This is a genomic window from Campylobacter concisus (assembly GCF_902460545.1).
Lineage (GTDB): Bacteria > Campylobacterota > Campylobacteria > Campylobacterales > Campylobacteraceae > Campylobacter_A > Campylobacter_A concisus_AE.
This window is the reverse complement of the sequence record NZ_CABPUE010000004.1, coordinates 93547-113124: the sequence shown is the minus strand read 5'-3', so window position 1 is coordinate 113124 and position 19578 is coordinate 93547. Positions and strand designations below refer to the sequence as shown.

Below are 19578 nucleotides of genomic sequence, written 5' to 3'. Positions count from 1 at the left end.
CTAGGATTAAATTTAGTATTTGTAGTTAAAGCTTAGTGTAAAGCTTCTTGGATCGCCGTAGAAGTTGTTCATGCCAGCGGTTCTATTGTGTGTATTGTAAAAATACTTCTTGTCTGTTATGTTTTTAACGATTAAACCCACGCTGAAGTTGTCGTTTATCAAGTAGTTGATATTTGCATCCCAAAGGGCATAACCTTTTTGTTCTGGCACGTAGTAGCTTATAGCTGAGCCTGAGCTCATATTGTCTTTCATATAGATACCACTTGTTTTACTTTGGTATCTAACACCTGTGCCAATGCTTAGTTTTTGAGTGCCAACAAGTGGTATTTCATAGCTTGTATAGAGCTTAAACATATGCCTTGGGATATATTTTTTAGCGTCAGCCCCTTTGTTGTAATCAACATTTGATGATGTTTTTCTTTCACTTTTTAGATAGATACTTTTGTTAAAAGTATACCCAGCCATCACGCTCCATCTCTCAGTTATTGAGCCTGAAATTTCAGCGTCTATACCTCTACTTCTCACTTTTCCCTCAGCGATAGAGTAGTTTGAGTTGTTTGGATCTGTTATGGCTCTATTTTCTTGGATTATTTGAAAGAGCGCCACAGCCGTATTTAACGCACCACCTAAAAACTCAGACTTCACACCTGTCTCAATGTTATATCCTACGACTGGCTCAAGGACATTTTTATTTGCATCAGTTGCGCTTTGAGGCTTAAAAATTTCAGCATAGCTTACGTACCAGCTATGATCTTTTAAAAAGTCCCATGTTAGGCCTGCATAAGGTGAAAATTTTGACTTTGTGATATAGGTGTTAGCAGATCTTGCACCAGTTTTATGATTTTCATTAAAACTGTCATATTTTACCCTAGCAAATCTTCCACCAAGGATCATGTGCCACTCATCACTAAAGTTATATCTAGTGCCAACTGTTAGAGCTTGCTGGTAAATTGTTTTTGTAAAAGTTTTATTTAAAGTTGCATTTGTTCCACCCCAGTTTGGCTCGGCTATGGCTGAAGAGCTCCAGTTATATATGCCAAGCCCAAGTGATGCTAAGGATATACTTGGCATTCTGATATCATGCTCTACAAATTTCTCCTTACTAAGTGAGCCATTTACGAAGATATCATGTTTTTGTCCAAAAAGCTCATACTTTCCATCTACTCCAAGCTTTAGATTGACCTCTTTTGAGCCATTTTCGTATTTTTGTAAGCGTATATCATGAGAAGGTGCTACTGGGTCATATGGATTTGTTCCGCCCATTGAGCCAAATTTTATTATGCCATCGCTTTTTGTATAGTTTAACTTTGCATAGGCTTTGTAGTCATCATTAAACTGATGAGAAATTTATGTAAAAGCATTGTATTTTTCATAGATGCTATTGTTCCAGTTTGCTCCAAAATAGCTCTTTCTATCCAAATTCAAATTATTACCATCTTTATCAAGCGCAGGTACGCCGTATATGTCATACACTTCGCTTGTCTTTTGCCAAATAAGTCCAGTAGTAAGTAGTGTTTTATCAGTTAAATCAAACTCAAATATCCCACCCAGTGCTCCACGCCAGCCGTTGCGGTAGTGCTTATATGTGCCATTTTTACTTAAAACACCAATGAGTCTTCCACGCACTGAGCCAGATTCATTTAATGAGTTACTAATATCAAACGTGCCTCGGTAGTTATCCCAGCTACCTAAATTTAGGCTTGTGTTGAAGGCAAATTCGCTTGTTGGACGTTTGCGGACTAAATTTACAGTGCCGCCTGGCTCACCATTACTTTGTGTAAGGCCTGCTGCACCTCTTAAAACCTCGACTCTATCGTAGAACTCAAGATCTGTAAATTCTTTAGAATAGCCAAGTGGTCCTTGAACCGATGAAGAGACTGATGATGCGATGCCATCTTCTTGTATGTTATCTACATCAAAGCCACGCGAATTTATTCTAAGACGTCCAGTATCGTTTCTAACGGCGATACCAGGAGCATATTGCAAGGCTGAATTTACATCTTTTAAATTTAGATCTTTTATAAGTTGATTTGAAAGGACAGAGACTGATTGTGGTGTCTCTTTTATGCTTAGACCTAGCCCAGTTGCAGTATTCATCCTATCGGCTGTGTATGAGCCAGTGCCTTCGGTTTTTGAAAGATCGCTCACCACTTGCACCTCTGCAAGATTAGCATCGGTTGCGAGGGTTTGGTCGTTTGAACTAGTACTATTTTGGGTAGTGGCTGCATCGTTTGTCTTGTTTAGATCAGTGCTATTTGCTGCACACAGTGTATTTGCACTAAGAGCTACCGCAAGTACAATGGATAACTTGTATCTCATAATATACTCCTATTTTAATAATCATTATTGTTCTGGAATTATATAAATCGGAGATTAAGAAATGATAAAATTTTGACTTATAATTTACAATTCCTTTATAAATTTGAAGAGATTTAAATAATAATTTTAAAAATTAAATTTCGTAAGTTAGTGTATTTTAGCCGTCAAATGACGGCTAAGAGAAGTTATCTTAAAATTTGAATCTTTGCTTTTGCGCGGAGTTTATCAAAATAATCAGCCATAAGTTTTTCTTGCTCGCCTTGGTAAAGCTCGTTTATAACGTTATCTTTTACATCAGCAAAGCTTGGTGTGTATGAGCCGATCTTCTCTTTTACTAAAAACATATCAAAGCTATCAGGTCCTTGCAAAGGCTGTGTGTAGTCACCGTTATTCGTGCTTGAGATGATCGCAGCAAGTCTTGGATCTATACTTTGATAGTCCAAACTCACCTCTTGTGTTTGCACGCCGTCTAGTAGCTTCGGACTTGTCTTTTGAGCTTCAAGCAGATCAGGGTCTTTTGCTCTATAAACTACGACTCTAGCGGTGCTAAAGACCTTAAATTTATCAGGATTAGCGTCAAAATACGCCTTTGCTTTTTGCTCATTTATGTTTTTGCCAGCCTCAGCAGCTATGCTTTTATAAAGTTTTTCTTGAAGCATCTTGTGCTCTAAGTTGTTTTTAAAGTCCAAAAAGTCCATGCCTTGAGCTTGGATAGAGCTTCTAAACTGCGAATTTGTCATGCCATTTTGCTTTGCGATCGCCTCGATCCTGTCGTTTAGCTCAAAAGGTGTAACGCTTAAATTTAAGTTTTTTATCTGCGCATCTTCAAGCCTATCTCTGATAAGCAAATTTAAAGCGTCCTGCTCTGTTGTCTTTAGTTGTTCCTTCAAGCTATAAACTTCATAAAGCGTGATTGGTTCGTTCTCTACAATAGCTGCGATACCGTTTATCATCTGAGCCGAATATAAATTTAAAGCACTTAGCATGCCAGCAGCCAAAAAGAGCAATTTTTTCATAATAAAACCTTTATTTAAGTATTTAGTAAATATAATTTTGGGCAATTATAACATAAAAATAAGGCACAAAATGATAGTTACTAGATTTGCTCCGTCGCCTACTGGATATCTACATATAGGCGGACTTAGGACAGCCCTTTATAATTATTTATACGCAAGAGCTAATAATGGAAAATTTTTACTTCGCATCGAAGATACTGATTTAAAACGAAACTCAGAAGAGGCCACGCAAGCCATAAAAGAAGCGTTTGCTTGGTGTAAGCTAGATCATGACGGCGAAGTGACATATCAATCAAAAAGATTTGATCTTTACAAAGAGTATGTTAAAAAACTACTTGAAGAAGGCAAAGCATATAAATGCTATATGAGCAAGGACGAGCTTGAAGAGCTTAGAGCTAGCCAAGAGGCAAGAAAAGAGCGTCCAAAATATGATAATAGATATAGAGATTTTACTGGCACGCCTCCAGCTGGCATCGAGCCAGTTATCCGTATCAAAGCCCCACTTAGCGGTGAGATCATCATACATGATGGCATAAAGGGCGAGGTTAAATTTAAGGTTGAAGACATATTAGACGACTTCATCATCGCAAGAAGCGACGGCACACCGACCTATAACTTCACAGTTGTGATAGATGACGCACTAATGGGCGTAACAGACGTCATCCGTGGTGACGATCACCTCTCAAATACTCCAAAACAGATCGTTCTTTACGAGGCACTTGGCTTTAAGGTACCAAAATTTTATCACGTCGCTATGATAAACGGAGAGGATGGTAAAAAGCTTAGCAAAAGACACGGCGCAACTGACGTTATGGAGTATAAAAAGATGGGCTACCTGCCTGAAGCGCTCTTAAATTTTCTCGTTCGTCTTGGCTGGAGCCACGGCGATGATGAGATTTTTACTATTGAGGATATGCTTAAATACTTCAATCCAAACGATATCAACAAAAGCTCAAGCACTTACAACGCTCAAAAGCTTGACTGGCTAAATTCTCACTACATTAAGACTTTACCTTACGAGAGGCTAGCGCACGATATGCTTGAGTTTGGCGTTGATTTTAAGGCTTTGGTAAAGGGTGAGCTACTGCTAAATTCGCTCCGTGAGAGATCAAAGACACTAATCGAAATGGCAAACAGCGCAAATGCTATCATCAACGCTCCAAAAAGCTACGATGAGAAAGCTTGGGCTAAATTTATAAATGAAAATAGCAAAGAAATTTTGGCTAAATTTGCTCAAATTTTAGACCGTGACCTTGACGCAAAGGGCTATGAGGAGCTAACAAATAAATTTTTAGAGCAAAATGGCTTAAAGCTAAAAGACCTAGCTCAGGCTCTAAGGATAGCGTTAACTGGCTCAAGCGTGAGCCCAAGCATATTTGAAGTGCTTGAAGTAGTGGGCAGTAGCGAGACGAAAAATAGAATACAAAATTTATTAAAGGAAGAAAAATGACACATGTAACTAAAGAAGAAGCATTAAACTACCATATAGGCGGTAAGATCGAGATAAAGGTAAAGACGCCTTGCGAAACATCAAGAGACCTTTCAATGGCCTATACGCCTGGCGTTGCAGAGCCTTGCAAAGAGATAGAAGCTGATAATGAACTAGCTTATAAATATACAAATAAAGCAAATCTAGTAGCCGTTATCACTGACGGCACGGCTGTTCTTGGACTTGGAGACATCGGTGCTATCGCTGGTAAGCCAGTTATGGAAGGAAAGTCAGTTTTATTTAAAAAATTTGCAAATGTTGATGCCTTTGACATTGAGCTAGACGAGCATGATCCAGATAAGATCGTTGAGATTTGCAAGGCTCTTGCTCCGACATTTGGCGGTATAAATTTAGAAGATATCCGTGCTCCAAAGTGCTTTGAGATCGAAAGGAAGCTTCAAGAAGCAGTCGATATCCCAGTCATGCACGACGATCAGCACGGTACTGCGATGATAACAAGTGCTGGCATGATAAATGCGATGGAAATTTCTGGCAAAGATATATCTAAGATAAAAATCGTAGTTAGCGGCGCAGGTGCGGCTGGTATTGCGTGCGCGAAGATGTATAAAGCACTTGGTGCAAAACATATCGTGATGATAGATAGCAAAGGCGTAATTCACTCAAAAAGAACAGACCTTACACCTGAAAAGGTAGAGTTCGCGCTTGAGACTGAGGACAGAACTCTAGCTGATGCGATGAAGGGTGCTGATATGTTTTTAGGTCTTAGTAAGCCAGGAGTGCTTACAAAAGAGATGGTTGCATCTATGAATAAAGAGCCTATAATTTTTGCTCTTGCAAATCCAGTGCCTGAAATTTATCCAGAGGACGTTGAGGCTGTAAGAAGTGACGTTATGATGGGCACAGGCAGAAGCGACTATCCTAACCAAGTAAATAACGTTCTAGGCTTTCCATTCATCTTTAGAGGCGCACTTGACGTTAGAGCTAAAAAGATCACTGAAAATATGAAAATGGCTGCAGCTAGAGCGCTTGCGCAGCTTGCAAAAGAACCAGTGCCAGCTGAAGTTTTAAAAGCAAGTGGTGTTAGTGAGCTAAAATTTGGCAAAGAGTACATCATCCCAAAACCATTTGACAAACGCGTGCTAACAGCAGTCGCTCCAGCGGTTGCGAAAGCTGCGGTTGAAGATGGTGTAGCAAGAGTAAAAGACTTTGATGTTGAGGCTTACAAAGCCAAACTTGCAAAAGGATTTTAAATTTTAGCCCAAATTTTGGGCTAAACTCTTTTTGGCATTTTGTAAAGATAAACCTTGTAAAAACAGTAAATTTAAGGATAAAAAATGCAAAACGTGAAGCTCATCTCACACCCACTGATCGAGCATAAATTAACCATTCTACGTGATAAAAACACCCAACCTTTTCAGTTTCGCATGCTAGTTGATGAGATCAGTTATCTTATGATCTTTGAGGCGACTAGAAATTTAAAGGTAAAAGATGTCAAAGTCCAAACTCCAGTTGCGGTGGCAGATGCAAAGAGGCTTACTACAAAAGTGATGATATGCCCCATCTTAAGGGCTGCTATTGGTATGCTTGATAGCGTTTTTACTATCATTCCAGATGCGAGTGTGGGCTTTTTGGGCTTTCAGCGAAACGAAGAGACAGCACAAGCTGAGTTTTTCTACGCGAAGCTTCCAAAAGACGCAAAAGAACGCATGGCGATCATCATCGATCCTATGTTTGCAACTGGTGGCACGGCGATAGATGCGGTCAAATTCTTACGTGAAAAGGGCGTTAAGGAGATCAAATTTATCTCTATCATCGCTGCTCCTGAAGGGCTAAAGAGATTTAGCGAAATTTACCCAGACGTCGAGGTCTATACAGCTTCGATTGATGAGAAGCTAAATGAGAAAAACTATATCGTTCCAGGTCTTGGTGATGCTGGCGATAGAGTTTTTAACACGCTTTAAGGGCAAAATTTGAATAAAAGACTTTTGCCAGCCTTAGTCGCCTTTATCATTACTATTATTGTTGGCACTTTTTTCTTTTCAAATAATGGTAGTGAAGCAAATAAAAATGCTCAAATTTTACTTGAGCAACTAAACAAAGAGGGACAAAAAAGCCAGAGTCTTGCAGAAAATGGCTCATACACTTCAAAAGATGAGGTCGCTCTTTATATCTATAAATTTAACAAGCTACCAAAGAATTTCATAACCAAAAAAGAGGCACTTAATCTTGGCTGGGATACAAAAAGCGGAAATTTATGGCAGATAAGCGGTGGCAAAAGTATCGGCGGAGATAGATTTTCAAACAGAGAAAAAAGGCTGCCAGAGGCTGATGGTAGAAAGTGGTTTGAGTGCGATGTAAATTATAATGGTGGTAGGCGCGGCGCTGAGAGAATTTTATACTCAAACGACGGGCTTATCTACTACACGCCCGATCACTACGAGCATTTTTACCTGCTTTATGAGAAGAGGATGCAATGAAAAGCGTGATCTTAGATGCTAAAAAAATGATCGAAAAAGAGAAGATGCATGAGTATTTTGCTAAGAAATTTGACCTGCCAGAGTACTACGGCAAAAATTTAGACGCGCTCTTTGACTGCCTTTGCGAGATAAATGAGCCAACGCTTATAAAGCTAAAAAACGAAAATGCTTTGGATAGTGCCACAAAAGAGAGCTTAACTCAGCTATTTCGCGACGTTTGCAACGAAAACGAGCTAGTTAAATTTGAGCTTGTAAAAGATGAAAAATGATATTTGGAAAGATTGATTATCTAAATTTACTCCCATTTCACGTATTTTTAAAATCAGCCCCACTAAGCTCTCAGATAAAAAAGGCTATCGAGTTTAAAAAGGGCGTGCCAAGCAAGCTAAATAGAGCCCTAAACGCTAGAAAAATCGACGCTGCGGTGATCTCAAGTATAGCTAGTAAAAAGGCAAATTTAAAGAAGCTAAATTTTGGAATAGTCACCAAAAAAGATGTAAAAAGCGTGCTTGTGCGCAAAAACTCAGCCCCAAAACCAGATCCTGCCTCAGCTAGCTCAAACGCCCTAGCCAAAGTGCTTAAGCTAAATGGTGAGGTGATCATAGGTGATAGGGCGCTAAAGGCATACTTGAGTGAGGGCAAAGAGTGCTTTTACGACCTTGGTAAAATTTGGCACGAAAAGACAAATTTGCCATTTGTTTTTGGTAGATTTTCTTACGTAAAAAATGGCTCGTTTTACAAAAAACTGGTCGCAAAATTTTTACAAAAAAATGTAAAAATTCCAAACTATATCTTAGCCCAGTATGCTAAAAGTCGCGACATAAGCGAACAAGATATCAAGTGGTATTTGAAATTTATAAGCTACAAAATAGGCCCAAAAGAGCAAAAATCACTCAGAAAATTTTTTAAAGAAAATAGATTATTAAAAGTAGCAAAAAAGAATTAAATTTTTATAGCTTCTTAGCAGCTACCAAGAAGCTATAAAATTTAGTGGCGCATATGCATATTAGTTGAGTTATCATCACTCATATTTTGCATCATCATATTCATATGCATCTCACCCATATTTTGCATCATCTTGTGGTGATCGTGCATTGGCATATCTGCTGGCATGTTCATCGGCATATTCATATACATACCCATCTCACCGTTTTCAGCCTTGTAGCCAGTTATGGTAGGATCAACCATGCCAAATATCATAGCGACGTGTGCGACGATCAAGGTAAATATGAGTAGGCAAAAGTGAAGCTTTAGCTTTGCCTTTTCGCTTGCGTTTTTGTAGATCAAATTTAGCTCTAAAAGCGCGATGCCAAGAAGTGGTATGACGCCGATGAGATATGAGTAGACAGCGATGACATCGGCATATCCACGCCATTTTATACTTGGATAAATTTTTGCCATAAAATAGATCACAAGAGCTGTAAAATAGACCCCAAGCACTATGCCAGCAAATTTGCCAACAGCCTTAAAGCCAGCATTTTTGCCGCTATCCATGTGATACATAGTGAGAAACTCCATCGCCACTAAAAGCTCCGTAAGCCCCACAGGTATCACCATGAAGAGGATTAGATTGTAAGGTTGATTGAGCGATAAAAGCTCCATGTAGTGTGTCATTACCATTGTAAGTCCTTTGTAAAAAATTTAAAGAAGATTAACGCCAAATTGCTAATAATTATAAAATATCAAGATAACAAATTTAAGCTAGTCTTTAAACTCGTGTGAGATGACTGGAGAAAATTCTTCCCAGTGAAGCTTGGTTTTGATTGTTGGCATCTTGCTTTGAAATGGCTCTTTCTTAAGTGCTGCCATGGCGACACTATCGCCTTTTGGCTTAGCCGGTGCTTCTACGTTTAGTATAGAGCGTTCAAGATCGATGAAATCTTTTAAAATAATAATATATGATTTAAAGAAATTTGCCTCTTTGTGAGCCAAAAGTAGCGAGCTAAACTCGTCTACAAATAAATTTAAAGTTTCAGAAAATAGCTTATTGCTAATATTTTTTGCATCATTAAACTCATCTTTTAAAAATGTAGCCATCGCTAAAAATATAAATCCAACGTAGTCCTCGCTGTCTTTGCAAAGCTCGCTATCACGTCTATATGGGCTTAGTTTTAAACATTCAATAACCCTAAGCCTAGCTGCTCCGTTATCTCTGCCCTCTTCATAAAATGAAGCGCTTAAGGGGATATTTGTAAAGCCAAAAAGAACGTCATTTTGTTCTTTTGAAAATTCTTCAAAGCTAAATTTATCTAAATTTTTAAACGCAGCATCACTATCCTCGCTTAAAGGATTTGCGCTTAAGTATCTTAACTGCTCTTTCCACCTTGAAAATTTCTCATCATTTGTGTAAAAAAACATAGGATATGCTAGAAATTCGTAAAAATATGATCTTGCTTTTATGATGTTTTTATCCATTTAATAAATCCTCTTTCATCGCGTTTATTTGGGCTTGAACCATTAGTTTGGCTTTACAGTCAGCACAGCAGTAAAGTGCTTTTATCTTTACCCTATCGTTGCCAAATCTTGGTTGCATTATAGTTGCGATCTTTTCGACTGCTTTTTTAGTTGCAAACTCTTTTCCGCACTCAACACAGGCAAAAAGCTCATCTCGTGCCAGCTCATTATATGTAAAAAACTCAGGCTTAAGAGAAATTTTTCCAATCTCAAGGCTTATGGTATCTTTCTCGGCACAGCTTAGTTCGCAGTATCCGCAAGCTGTACAAACACTTGGATTAAATAAAATAGAATTTGTCTTTTTATCAGCCACTAGCGCACTTACGTTACAAGCGCCAACGCAACTTAGACAAAGTGTACAGCTATCAGTGTTTATCTTGACATCGCCATATCTTATCATCTCGCCGCTTTTTACCACGCCAAGATCCTCGCTACCTACTAAAAACTTAAGCCTTTTTGCAAAAATTTCTCTTTTTGGTAAGGCATATTCGTTTATTGTGTGTTGTGAGTCAGATATAAATTTTGCCTTTTTGAGTGATTCTTCAAGCTCGTTTTTATCTTTAGCGTGATAGATCGCCGTCTCTTTAAATTTAAGCTCATAAATTTGATTTAAGATGCTAATGGCGTCTTTTTCGCCTTTGCCAAGAGTTTTGCTAAATAAAATCGCACTCGTACCACTTTCTTGAAGCAATGTAAGTAGATGCGCTTGATTTAACATATGTGGTGCTGATATGAAAAAAGGCAGGACATTTTCAGGTAGGCTTATATTTAGCTCGTCTAAATTTGTTTCATTAGAGATTATTAGTGGAATTTTGCCTTTGTAAAGTTTGGCAATAGTAGCAAAAGAATTTTGTGGCATAAGTGTAGAGTCAAGAGATCCGCTAGGGCAGACACTAATGCAGTTGCCACAATTTACACAATCGATTTGTGAGAAAACAAGATGCTTTGTCTCGTCTTCTTTTAAAATGGCTACAGTTGGACAAACATCGACACAGCGTCCACAAATTTCATTTCGTCGTTCGTGATATTGACAGATCGAAGAGTCATATTGAGTTAGGCTTTTGTACTTAAATTTTGGAGTTTTTTCATTTAAAATTTTAAGCACAGCTTCATCTTCTAGCCCAGCTATTTCATAACAGCCGCTTTGCTTTAGCATATAATCTCTTGCGTTTTCAACCAAGAAAAAGTCACAATCAACCTCAAATTCGTCATTTGCTCTAAGTATCAAAACACTAAGTTCGCCAGCTGCGCCATAAATAAATTTCACTTCAAAATGCGTTAATTCAATGACTTTATATCCATTTTCTTTTAATAAATTTGCTAGCTCCTCACGGCCTGAGTTGCTTACTATTACGACATTTTTGCCGACTTCTTTTTCGTAATCAACATCCTTTGCCATGTCAAATGCAGTTGCTCTTGCTTCATAAAGCAAAAGTGTATTTTTAGCTTTTTTTAATACGCTTGCAGTTGTATTTTTTAGATAAAAATTTATCTCAGGTGCGATAATGTTTGCTTTAAGCTTTGGTGAGTTAGAAACTAAATATTCTTCCTTTTCGTTATTTATTTCTATCTGTTCATTTAACATCAAAGTATCGTCAAAATCGTTATAAAAGCCAAATTCTTTCATTGTTTCTCCTACTATCAAAAACAGGCTTATTTTAATATTAATGGGATTAATAGACTCTGAATTTTATATGTTCCTTTTTGCTCTAAGGTTTAATTTATAATATTTTTTATGTTAAAATCACGGCTTGGTAAAACTAACTTACTAGGAGCGCAAATTGAGCGATTTAAGAGATATCCCACAAGTTGATAAGATTATAAAAAACGAAGCATTTTTAGGATTTGATATAAATTTAGTCACTATGCTTGCAAGGCAAATTTTAAATGAAGTTAGAACTAAAATTTTAAATGAAAATATAAATTTCTCGTTGCAAGAAATAATAGATTTAATTTCAAACGAATATCATAAATTTAATGAATCAAGCCTTCAAAGAGTGCTAAATTTAACCGGTGTGACCATTCACACAAACCTTGCTAGAAGTGTCATCGATAAAGAAATTCTAAGCCGTGCAACTCCGGTAATTACAGGATATTCTAACCTTGAATACAACCTAAAAACAGGCAGTCGCGGCAACAGATACGACTACGTTGGCTCGCTAATAGCAAGGGCCTTTGGTTTTGAGGACGCTATCGTTGTAAATAATAACGCAAGCGCTGTATTTTTAGTGCTAAACACCTTTGCAAAGGGCAGGGAGGTGGTCGTTAGCAGAGGCGAGCTAGTCGAGATCGGCGGTAGTTTTAGAGTGCCAGAAGTGATGGCAAATGCAGGTTGTATCTTAAAAGAGGTCGGCACTACAAACAAGACTAAGCTAAAAGACTACGAAGAGGCAATTAATGAAAATACGGCGATGCTTGTAAAGGTTCATAGATCAAATTTTGACATCGTTGGCTTTAGTGAAGAGACCACGGCAAATGAGCTAAGCGAGCTAGCAAGCAGGCAAAATTTGATAGATTATTTTGATCTTGGTAGTGGATTTTACGGAAATTTGCCATTTAACTTAGACAAAAACGAGCCAGATCTAAAAAATTTAAAAGATGTTTCGCTAGTTAGTTTTAGCGGCGATAAGCTGCTTGGCGCGGTGCAGTGTGGCATAATTGTCGGCAAAAAAGAGCTCATCACAAAGCTTAGGAAAAATCAGCTTTTAAGGGTGCTTCGCGTCGATAAAGTGATCATCTCGCTTTTGGCTGAGAGCATGAAAGCTTATTTAAATAAAGAATTTGAGCTAATCACAACACAAAAACTGCTTCACAAAAGCGTAAAAGAGCTTGAAAACTTAGCAAATTTTATAAATAAAAATTTAAAAACCCCGCTTGAGATAGTTCGTACACAAACCTTTGTAGGAGGCGGTGCGATGCCAAATAAAAAAATTCCAAGCGTGGCTTTGGCTGTTAGTGGAGATGCAGTTTTAAATGAGCAAAAATTTAGGCAAAAAAAGGTGATCGGCCGCATAGAAAATGATAAATTTTTACTTGATTTAAGAACGCTTTTAGATGACGATGTAAATGAACTAATAAAAATAATAAATGAAACGGAAGAAAAATGAGTCTAATAATAGGAACAGCAGGGCATATCGACCACGGAAAAACCGCACTTATAAAGGAGCTAAACGGCTTTGAGGGGGATAATCTTGAAGAGGAGAAAAAGCGTGGCATAACGATCGATCTAAGCTTTTCAAATTTAAGTAAAAATGATGAAAATATCGCATTTATCGACGTGCCAGGACATGAAAATCTCATAAAAACGATGATAAGTGGCGCATATGGCTTTGATGCGTGTTTATTTGTGGTGGCGGCAAATGACGGCCTTATGCCTCAAAGCTTAGAGCACCTTGAAATTTTAAATCTCCTTGGTGTGAAGTCTTTAATCGTAGCGCTTACAAAGTGTGACCTCGTAGATGAAGCGACTATAAATTTAAGAAAAAAAGAGATAAGAGATGAAATTTCTAAATTTAAAAACCTGCAAATTTTAGAAATTTTTGCCGTTAGTATAAAGGATAAGGCAAGCATCGATGAGCTTAGAAACTACCTCTTTACGCTAAGAGCTAAAAAGCGCGATGAGGACGGCGTTTTTAGATACTACATCGATAGGGTTTTTAGCCTAAAAGGTATTGGAAATGTTGTAACCGGCACAGTTATAGAGGGAAGCGTTAGTAAAAATGAGAAGCTTTTTAACTACGACGCTGGTAAAGAGGTGCTAGTAAGAAGTGTGCAAAGCCATGATAAATTCGTAGATAGCGCAGGGGTTAGCAGCCGTGTGGCGCTAAATCTAACTGGCATTGAGCTTAATGAACTAAAAAAAGGGCAGTTGCTTAGTAAAAAAGGCTATTTTAGAGGATTTAGAGAGGTTGATGCGGTTGTAACTGCTAAAAATCTCATCCACTCTCAAAGCGTGACATTTTGCGTGGGCGCTAAAAACGTCCCTGCAAAGGTGCTTGTGCTAAGCCAAAAAGATGATAGCTACTTTGTTACCTTTAAATTTCAAAGCGATATGTTTTTGAAATTTGACGAGCCTTTTGTTCTCATCTCAGACGCACGCGTTATAGGCGGTGGCAGAGTGCTAAATCCTGTACTTGAGCCACTAAAAAAAGCTGGCAAAATTCTCTTTTTAGCAGCACTTTTAAAGCATGATTTTATTGAAGCCTTTTCTATCTTAAAAGAGGCTCACAAAAATGGCTTTGGCATCATCTCTTCTTATCAAAGATTTGGTCTAAATCACGAAGAGGCCGTAAATGTGGCTAAAAAAGTCTCAAACGTCTTTGTCGATGAAAAGGCTTTAAATATCTACGATCTAAGCGCGGTTGAGCGGATAAAATCTGTGGTTAAATTTATGATAGAAAAGAACGAATTTGCCGTTTTCTCAGCTCAAAGTATAAGCTTAAAGCTTGCTTGGGCTAGTCAAAATTTGGCTCAAAAAGCACTTGATGAGCTTGAAAGTATAAACTTAATCTCTAAAAATGATGGCGTCTATACAAAAAAAGGCGTTGATATAAGCAAACTAAAAGTAAGGCTTGAAGAGAAAATTTATGAAATTTTAGAAAGCGGAAAGCTAGCTCCAACGGCACCTTATAATATATATGATGAGCTGGAAATAGATAGGCTAAGTGGCGATAATGCACTTAAAAAACTAACTGCAATGGGCAGAGTTGTAAGGCTGGAGCATAATCTTTTTATCACTAGAAATTCGCTAAAAATGGCACTTGATAAGCTAAGAGAGATCATCAAAAATCAAGGCTTTGTAAATGTCACAAACGCCAAGGATGCACTAAATTTAAGTAGAAAATATGTAATCGCTTATCTTGAGCAACTTGACCTTGAGAGTGACATAATGAAGCAAGGAAATGATAGAGTCTTTCGTGGTTAGTATTCATTTACAAAAAGCAAATATAATCCGCCAAATTTTTAAAAAGGAAAAAAATGAAAAAAGTGGTTTTAGCCTCAATAATAGCGGCAACTAGCCTAATGGCAGCAAGCGATAAGCAAATAGAAGATTTTTACTCAGAAGTTTTTAAAAATCAAAATATCGATGGTGTTAATGTAAAAGTCGTAGAACGCACTAAAATTTTAGATGATATAGAAAAAGTAAGCTTAAAATTTAGCAAAGGAGATATGTCTCAAGAAGATGTGACTTTTGTTAAGGGCGATCTTATGTTTCCTGATGTTGTAAATTTAAAGGAGCAGAAGTCTTATTTAGCTGAAGAAAAAAAGGTTATCGCAGAAAAAGCAGCACTTGATTTAGTAAAATCACTAGCTAAAATTTATAAAAATGAAGACAAGGCAAATGTTATAACTCTTGGCAATGATAGCAAAAAGCCAACTCTTATCATGTTTTCAGATCCTGAATGCCCATATTGTAGAGCCGAGCTAGCAAAGATCGAAACGACATTAAAAGACAATAACGTTGAAATCATCCTAACTCCAGTGCATGAACTATCATCTTTGCAAAAAAGTGCTTTGATCTATAAAGATATAAAAAATGCAAAAAGTGATAGCGATAAGGTTAAAATTTTAAGAAAGTATTTCTCTGAAGATTATAACGTGGATGAAAAAAATGTTAGCAAAGAAGAGAGCGACAAGATCGATACTTTACGTAAAAAATATTTCTCAGCTGGCGTTAGATCAGTGCCATTTATAATAAATAAAAGTGATCTAAAATAACATTTTCTAGGGAGCTCTCCCTAGAATTTATACTTTAAATTAGCCTTTCTCTCAAAATTCATAAAAGTTAAAATATTAAATATATTTTCTTATATTTTTAACAATAACTTAACATATTTAATTAAAGCTTTATATTTACTTTGATTATCTTGCAATTATGCTAAATTTGCAGAGTTTAAATCTAGGCTATAAAAAGCCCTGAAATAGGCCTTGCAATATTTTAGAATTTCTAAAGTTGCAAATTGTGAAGACCAATCAAACCAAATTCTCAAATTTTTAAGTTTGAGAGCTAAGGAGAAAAAATGCAAGGATCAAGAAGGGATTTTCTAAAAAAATCTCTAAAAGTCGGTGCTGCCGGCGGTGTACTAGCAGTCTCAGCCGTAGCAAAAGTGACTAGTGACGACTTAGCTCCTGATGACAATGGTGTCGTCGTTGGCAAGTCAAACAAAAAAGAGGTGCTTTATAAAAAAAGCAAGAACTGGGAAACCTACTATAAAATCGCTTACTAAGGGAGAAAACCATGAGTGATGCACGTATAGGAAGACGTTCATTTTTAAAGCTAGCCGCACTTGGTGCTGGAAGCACAATGGCTTTTGGAGAAAATGAAACGATAAGAAAAGCAAGTGATGAGGAGATAAAAAATCCTTTCCCTGGCTCAAAAAAGGTTAGAACGATTTGTTCTATTTGCTCAGCAGGCTGTGGTATCGAGGCTGAGGTAAAAGATGGTGTTTGGGTTCGTCAAGATATGGCGATGCACCATCCGATATCTCAGGGCTCACACTGCTCAAAAGGTATCGATCAGATCGACCTTACACACAGCAAACAACGTATCAAATATCCTATGAAAAAAGTTGATGGTAAATGGCAAAGAATTTCATGGGATCAAGCTGTAAATGAGATCGGCGATAAGATGCTTCAGATCCGCAAAGAAGATGGCCCTGATAGTGTTGTTTTCTTAGGATCGGCTAAATTTAATAACGAGCAAGCATATTACTTTAGAAAATTTTGTGCATTTTGGGGTACAAACAGTAACGATCACGTAGCAAGAATTTGACATAGCGCAACAGTCGCCGGTGTGGCGAATACTTGGGGTTATGGCGCGATGACAAACCACTTTGGAGATATGGCTGCGAACTCAAAATGTATATTTATCATTGGAGCAAATCCAGCTGTGGCAAACCCAGTTGGTGGCATGAAGCACACTTTACAAGCAAAAGATAGAAACAATGCAAAAGTAATTGTAGCTGATCCAAATTTTACAAAGACAGCTGCACATGCTGATCTTTATTTAAGACAAAGATCAGGAACTGATATTGCACTTGTTTATGGTCTTATTCATATCATTCTTAAAAATGGCTGGGAAGATAAAGAATTTATAGAAAATAGAACTTACGGTATTGATGAGATAAGAAAAGAGGCTGAGCACTGGACACCAGAGGTTACATCTGATGTTACTGGAGTACCAGTTGATAAACTACTAAAAGCTGCAGATATCCTAGCTCATACAAAACCGGGTACTGTTGTTTGGGCACTTGGCATTACTCAACACTCAGTTGGTACATCAAATACAAGAATTTTACCTATCCTTCAACTAATTCTAGGAAATATGGGTAAAGCAGGTGGTGGCTGTAATATCATTCGTGGTCACGACAACGTTCAAGGCTCAACTGATATGTGCAACCTTTCAGATAGCTTGCCAATGTATTATGGCTTAACTGATGCAGCATGGAAATATTACTGCAAAGGCTGGGGCGTTGATTATGATGAATTTATTAAACGCTTTGCAGTCTCAACAAAAGAGCCAAAGCAAGGCGGTACTCCTGTTAAAAACACAGTCTTTGAAGAGTATTATTACCACGATCCTAAACATCCAGAAGATAGAAACTGGAGAAACGAAAAAGGCTGGTCACTTTCAAAATGGTGGCAAGGCGTCTTGAAAGAGGAGAACACATTTAGTAGTGGTGCATTGAGAGTTCTTTGGGTTCAAGGAACTGGTCTAACGTCTATGGCGCACCTAGCTAAAATTCAAGAAGCAGCTTCAAAACTAGATATGATCGTTGTGGCTGAGCCATTTGTAAATGAAATTTCTATCCTTTCAGACAGAAAAGATGGTGTTTATATCTTGCCAGTAGCAACTGCATTCGAAAATGAAGGTCACTTAAGTGCAACAAACCGCTCTGGTCAATGGAGAACAAAAGTCGTTGATCCACTTTATGAGAGCAAGGGTGATCACGAAGTAATGTTCTTGTTTGCTAAGAAATTTGGCTTTTACGATGAATACGTAAGAGGCATGAAAATGGGTATCGTAGATCATGAAATAAAACAAGTAAAAGATGATTTTGTATGGCCTGATGATGCGACAAATGAGATAGCAAGAATTGGAAATTCTATAGGTTATGGTGGTAGAACAGCTGAGATGTTTAGACGTCATCAAGCAAACTGGGATAAATTTGACCCAGATACGCTAATAGGTATTGGCGGTGAAGTCAAAGGCGAGTACTACGGTAAACCATGGCCAGCATGGGATGAAAAACACCCTGGAACACCAATACTATATGATATGAGTAAACCTTATGCAGAGGGTGGCTCTGGCTTTAGAAATCGCTTTGGTCTAGAGCATAATGGCGTTAGTCAGCTAGCTAGCGAAGAGACAACACTTGTTGGCTCAGCTATAAAAGGTGGCTATCCACAAATCACAAAAGAGAATATAGAAAAAGTCTTAGGTATAACTCTAACTGAAGAAGAGAAAGCTAAGATGGGACCAAGCTGGAGCATGGATTATAGTGGTATTATCTTTGAAAAATGCCGCGAAAAAGGTGTTGTTCCTTATGGTAATGCAAGGGCAAGAGCTATCGTTTGGGAATTCCTCGATCCTATTCCAAAACATAGAGAGCCTGTTCACTCACCACGCTGGGATCTTGTTCAAAAGTATCCGACATTTGATGATCAAGCTAGAAATTTCCGTGTTTCTACTAAGTTTAAGTCAGAGCAACAAGCAAAAGATTGGTCGAAAGAATTTCCAATCGTGTTTAGTACACAACGTGTCGTAAACTTAAGTGGTGCTGGTATGATCGAAAGAACCAGTAAATATCTATCAGCTATTACGCCAGAGATGTTTGCTAATGTTAACCCAGAGCTAGCTTTAAAATACGGCATAAAAGACCGCGATATGATGTGGATCCACAGCCCACAAGGCACAAAGATCAAAGTAAGATGCTATCACAGCCAGATGGTAACTCCAGATAGAATTTGTATGCCATACAACTTCGCTGGTATTATGCAAGGCGTTGATCTTTCAGCTCGCTATCCAGAGGGTACTAAGCCTTATGTTATTGGTGAAAGTTATAACACTGTTACTAACTATGGATTTGACCCAGTTACTCAAATTTCAGAGTTTAACGCAGGTCTTTGCCGCATAGAGAAAGCTGAGGAAAATACATTTAAAACATCGTTTTTCCATGAATATGGCGAGAGAGACGCCATGGGTAAAGAGTAAGGAGGAACAAAATGGCAAGAATGAAATTTTTCGTAGATACTGATAGATGTATTAGTTGTTATGGTTGCCAAGTTGCTTGTTCTTCTGCTCATGAACTTCCAGTGGGAATTTATAGAAGGAAGGTCATTACACTTCACGATGGTATCGAAGGTAAAGAGGTTTCAACTACCATTGCATGCCAACACTGTACTGATGCACCTTGTGAGCAAGTTTGCCCGGTTGATTGTTTCTACATTAGAGCTGATGGCATCGTGCTTCACGATAAAAATATATGCATAGGCTGTGGTTACTGCTTATATGCTTGTCCATTTGGTGCTCCACAGTTCCCTAAAGATGGGGCATTTGGCGTAAAAGGCGTTATGGATAAATGTACAATGTGCGCAGGCGGTCCAGAGCCAACAAACTCACACGAGGAGAGAGAGCTTTACGGCCAAAATAGAATGGCTGAAGGAAAAGTGCCTATGTGTGCGGCTGTTTGTGCTACAAATGCACTTTTAGTTGGAGATGCAGCTGAAGTATCAAATGTATATCGCAAACGTGTTATGCTAAGAAACACTGGGCTAAATGCCTAACAAGAAGGAGAGCTTTTGCTCTCCTTTAAATTCTAAATTTTAAACTTAAAGCCTTTTCATTTTTTATAAAACTACT

18 protein-coding genes and 1 pseudogene are annotated in these 19578 nt (G+C 37.8%); 13 read left to right on the top strand and 6 right to left on the bottom strand.

Annotated features, from left to right (window positions below):
• Window positions 1–12: 12 nt before the first annotated feature.
• From FZ949_RS09550 to FZ949_RS04170, 3 genes are all read right to left on the bottom strand, one after another.
• Window positions 13–1347: a TonB-dependent siderophore receptor gene (locus FZ949_RS09550; protein ID WP_258033388.1), complete on the bottom strand. Its 1335-nt coding sequence runs from the start codon at window positions 1345–1347 to the stop codon at window positions 13–15.
• Window positions 1348–2319, bottom strand: coding sequence for a TonB-dependent siderophore receptor (locus tag FZ949_RS09545; protein WP_258033387.1), 972 nt, complete (start codon window positions 2317–2319; stop codon window positions 1348–1350).
• Between the two features lie 185 nt (window positions 2320–2504).
• Complete coding sequence (locus FZ949_RS04170; RefSeq protein WP_103579636.1) at window positions 2505–3335, bottom strand: peptidylprolyl isomerase; 831 nt, start codon at window positions 3333–3335, stop codon at window positions 2505–2507.
• 70 nt (window positions 3336–3405) lie between these two features.
• On the opposite strand from FZ949_RS04170, the gene gltX reads away from it, so the two are divergent.
• The 6 genes from gltX to FZ949_RS04140 all read left to right on the top strand — a co-directional run bounded on the left by gltX (window position 3406) and on the right by FZ949_RS04140 (window position 8208).
• Entirely contained in the window at window positions 3406–4785 is a 1380-nt protein-coding gene (gene gltX, locus FZ949_RS04165; protein WP_103579645.1) for a glutamate--tRNA ligase, read from the top strand.
• Entirely contained in the window at window positions 4782–6035 is a 1254-nt protein-coding gene (locus tag FZ949_RS04160; RefSeq protein ID WP_103579637.1) for a malic enzyme-like NAD(P)-binding protein, read from the top strand. The genes gltX and FZ949_RS04160 overlap by 4 nt, the downstream gene beginning before the upstream one ends.
• A gap of 84 nt (window positions 6036–6119) precedes the next feature.
• Entirely contained in the window at window positions 6120–6746 is a 627-nt protein-coding gene (gene upp, locus FZ949_RS04155; protein ID WP_103579638.1) for a uracil phosphoribosyltransferase, read from the top strand.
• 9 nt (window positions 6747–6755) lie between these two features.
• The gene (locus FZ949_RS04150) at window positions 6756–7262 is read left to right on the top strand and encodes a ribonuclease domain-containing protein (RefSeq protein WP_103579639.1); all 507 of its coding nucleotides are present in this window, start codon (window positions 6756–6758) and stop codon (window positions 7260–7262) included.
• Window positions 7259–7531 carry a barstar family protein gene (locus tag FZ949_RS04145; protein WP_103579640.1) on the top strand — a complete coding sequence of 91 codons (273 nt, stop codon included), beginning with the start codon at window positions 7259–7261 and terminating at the stop codon, window positions 7529–7531. The genes FZ949_RS04150 and FZ949_RS04145 overlap by 4 nt, the downstream gene beginning before the upstream one ends.
• The gene (locus tag FZ949_RS04140) at window positions 7528–8208 is read left to right on the top strand and encodes an MqnA/MqnD/SBP family protein (protein ID WP_103579641.1); all 681 of its coding nucleotides are present in this window, start codon (window positions 7528–7530) and stop codon (window positions 8206–8208) included. The genes FZ949_RS04145 and FZ949_RS04140 overlap by 4 nt, the downstream gene beginning before the upstream one ends.
• Window positions 8209–8249: 41 nt before the next feature.
• Here the strand turns inward: FZ949_RS04140 and FZ949_RS04135 are convergent, their stop codons facing one another.
• From FZ949_RS04135 to FZ949_RS04125, 3 genes are all read right to left on the bottom strand, one after another.
• Complete coding sequence (locus FZ949_RS04135) at window positions 8250–8882, bottom strand: DUF6803 family protein (protein WP_148790161.1); 633 nt, start codon at window positions 8880–8882, stop codon at window positions 8250–8252.
• An 81-nt stretch (window positions 8883–8963) separates the two neighbouring features.
• A complete protein-coding gene (locus FZ949_RS04130; RefSeq protein ID WP_103579643.1) occupies window positions 8964–9677 on the bottom strand; it encodes a TorD/DmsD family molecular chaperone in 714 nt (237 codons plus the stop codon).
• Window positions 9670–11343: a 4Fe-4S binding protein gene (locus FZ949_RS04125; protein ID WP_148790160.1), complete on the bottom strand. Its 1674-nt coding sequence runs from the start codon at window positions 11341–11343 to the stop codon at window positions 9670–9672. Before FZ949_RS04125 ends, FZ949_RS04130 begins: the two co-directional genes overlap by 8 nt.
• Before the next feature lie 154 nt (window positions 11344–11497).
• On the opposite strand from FZ949_RS04125, the gene selA reads away from it, so the two are divergent.
• The 7 genes and pseudogenes from selA to fdh3B all read left to right on the top strand — a co-directional run bounded on the left by selA (window position 11498) and on the right by fdh3B (window position 19502).
• A complete protein-coding gene (gene selA, locus FZ949_RS04120; protein WP_103580013.1) occupies window positions 11498–12823 on the top strand; it encodes an L-seryl-tRNA(Sec) selenium transferase in 1326 nt (441 codons plus the stop codon).
• Window positions 12820–14640 (top strand): selenocysteine-specific translation elongation factor, encoded by a 1821-nt coding sequence (gene selB, locus FZ949_RS04115; RefSeq protein WP_103580014.1) that lies wholly within the window; start codon window positions 12820–12822, stop codon window positions 14638–14640. The genes selA and selB overlap by 4 nt, the downstream gene beginning before the upstream one ends.
• Window positions 14641–14693: 53 nt before the next feature.
• Window positions 14694–15434, top strand: a complete 741-nt coding sequence (locus FZ949_RS04110) for a thioredoxin fold domain-containing protein (protein WP_103580015.1) — start codon at window positions 14694–14696, stop codon at window positions 15432–15434.
• 302 nt (window positions 15435–15736) lie between these two features.
• Complete coding sequence (locus FZ949_RS04105) at window positions 15737–15943, top strand: twin-arginine translocation signal domain-containing protein (RefSeq protein ID WP_009294906.1); 207 nt, start codon at window positions 15737–15739, stop codon at window positions 15941–15943.
• An 11-nt stretch (window positions 15944–15954) separates the two neighbouring features.
• Window positions 15955–16215, top strand: a pseudogene (locus tag FZ949_RS09765) (hypothetical protein); the annotation flags it as partial.
• Between the two features lie 60 nt (window positions 16216–16275).
• Window positions 16276–18930 (top strand): formate dehydrogenase subunit alpha, encoded by a 2655-nt coding sequence (locus tag FZ949_RS04095; RefSeq protein ID WP_234402215.1) that lies wholly within the window; start codon window positions 16276–16278, stop codon window positions 18928–18930.
• An 11-nt stretch (window positions 18931–18941) separates the two neighbouring features.
• Window positions 18942–19502: a formate dehydrogenase FDH3 subunit beta gene (gene fdh3B, locus FZ949_RS04090; protein ID WP_021090689.1), complete on the top strand. Its 561-nt coding sequence runs from the start codon at window positions 18942–18944 to the stop codon at window positions 19500–19502.
• Window positions 19503–19578: the final 76 nt, after the last annotated feature.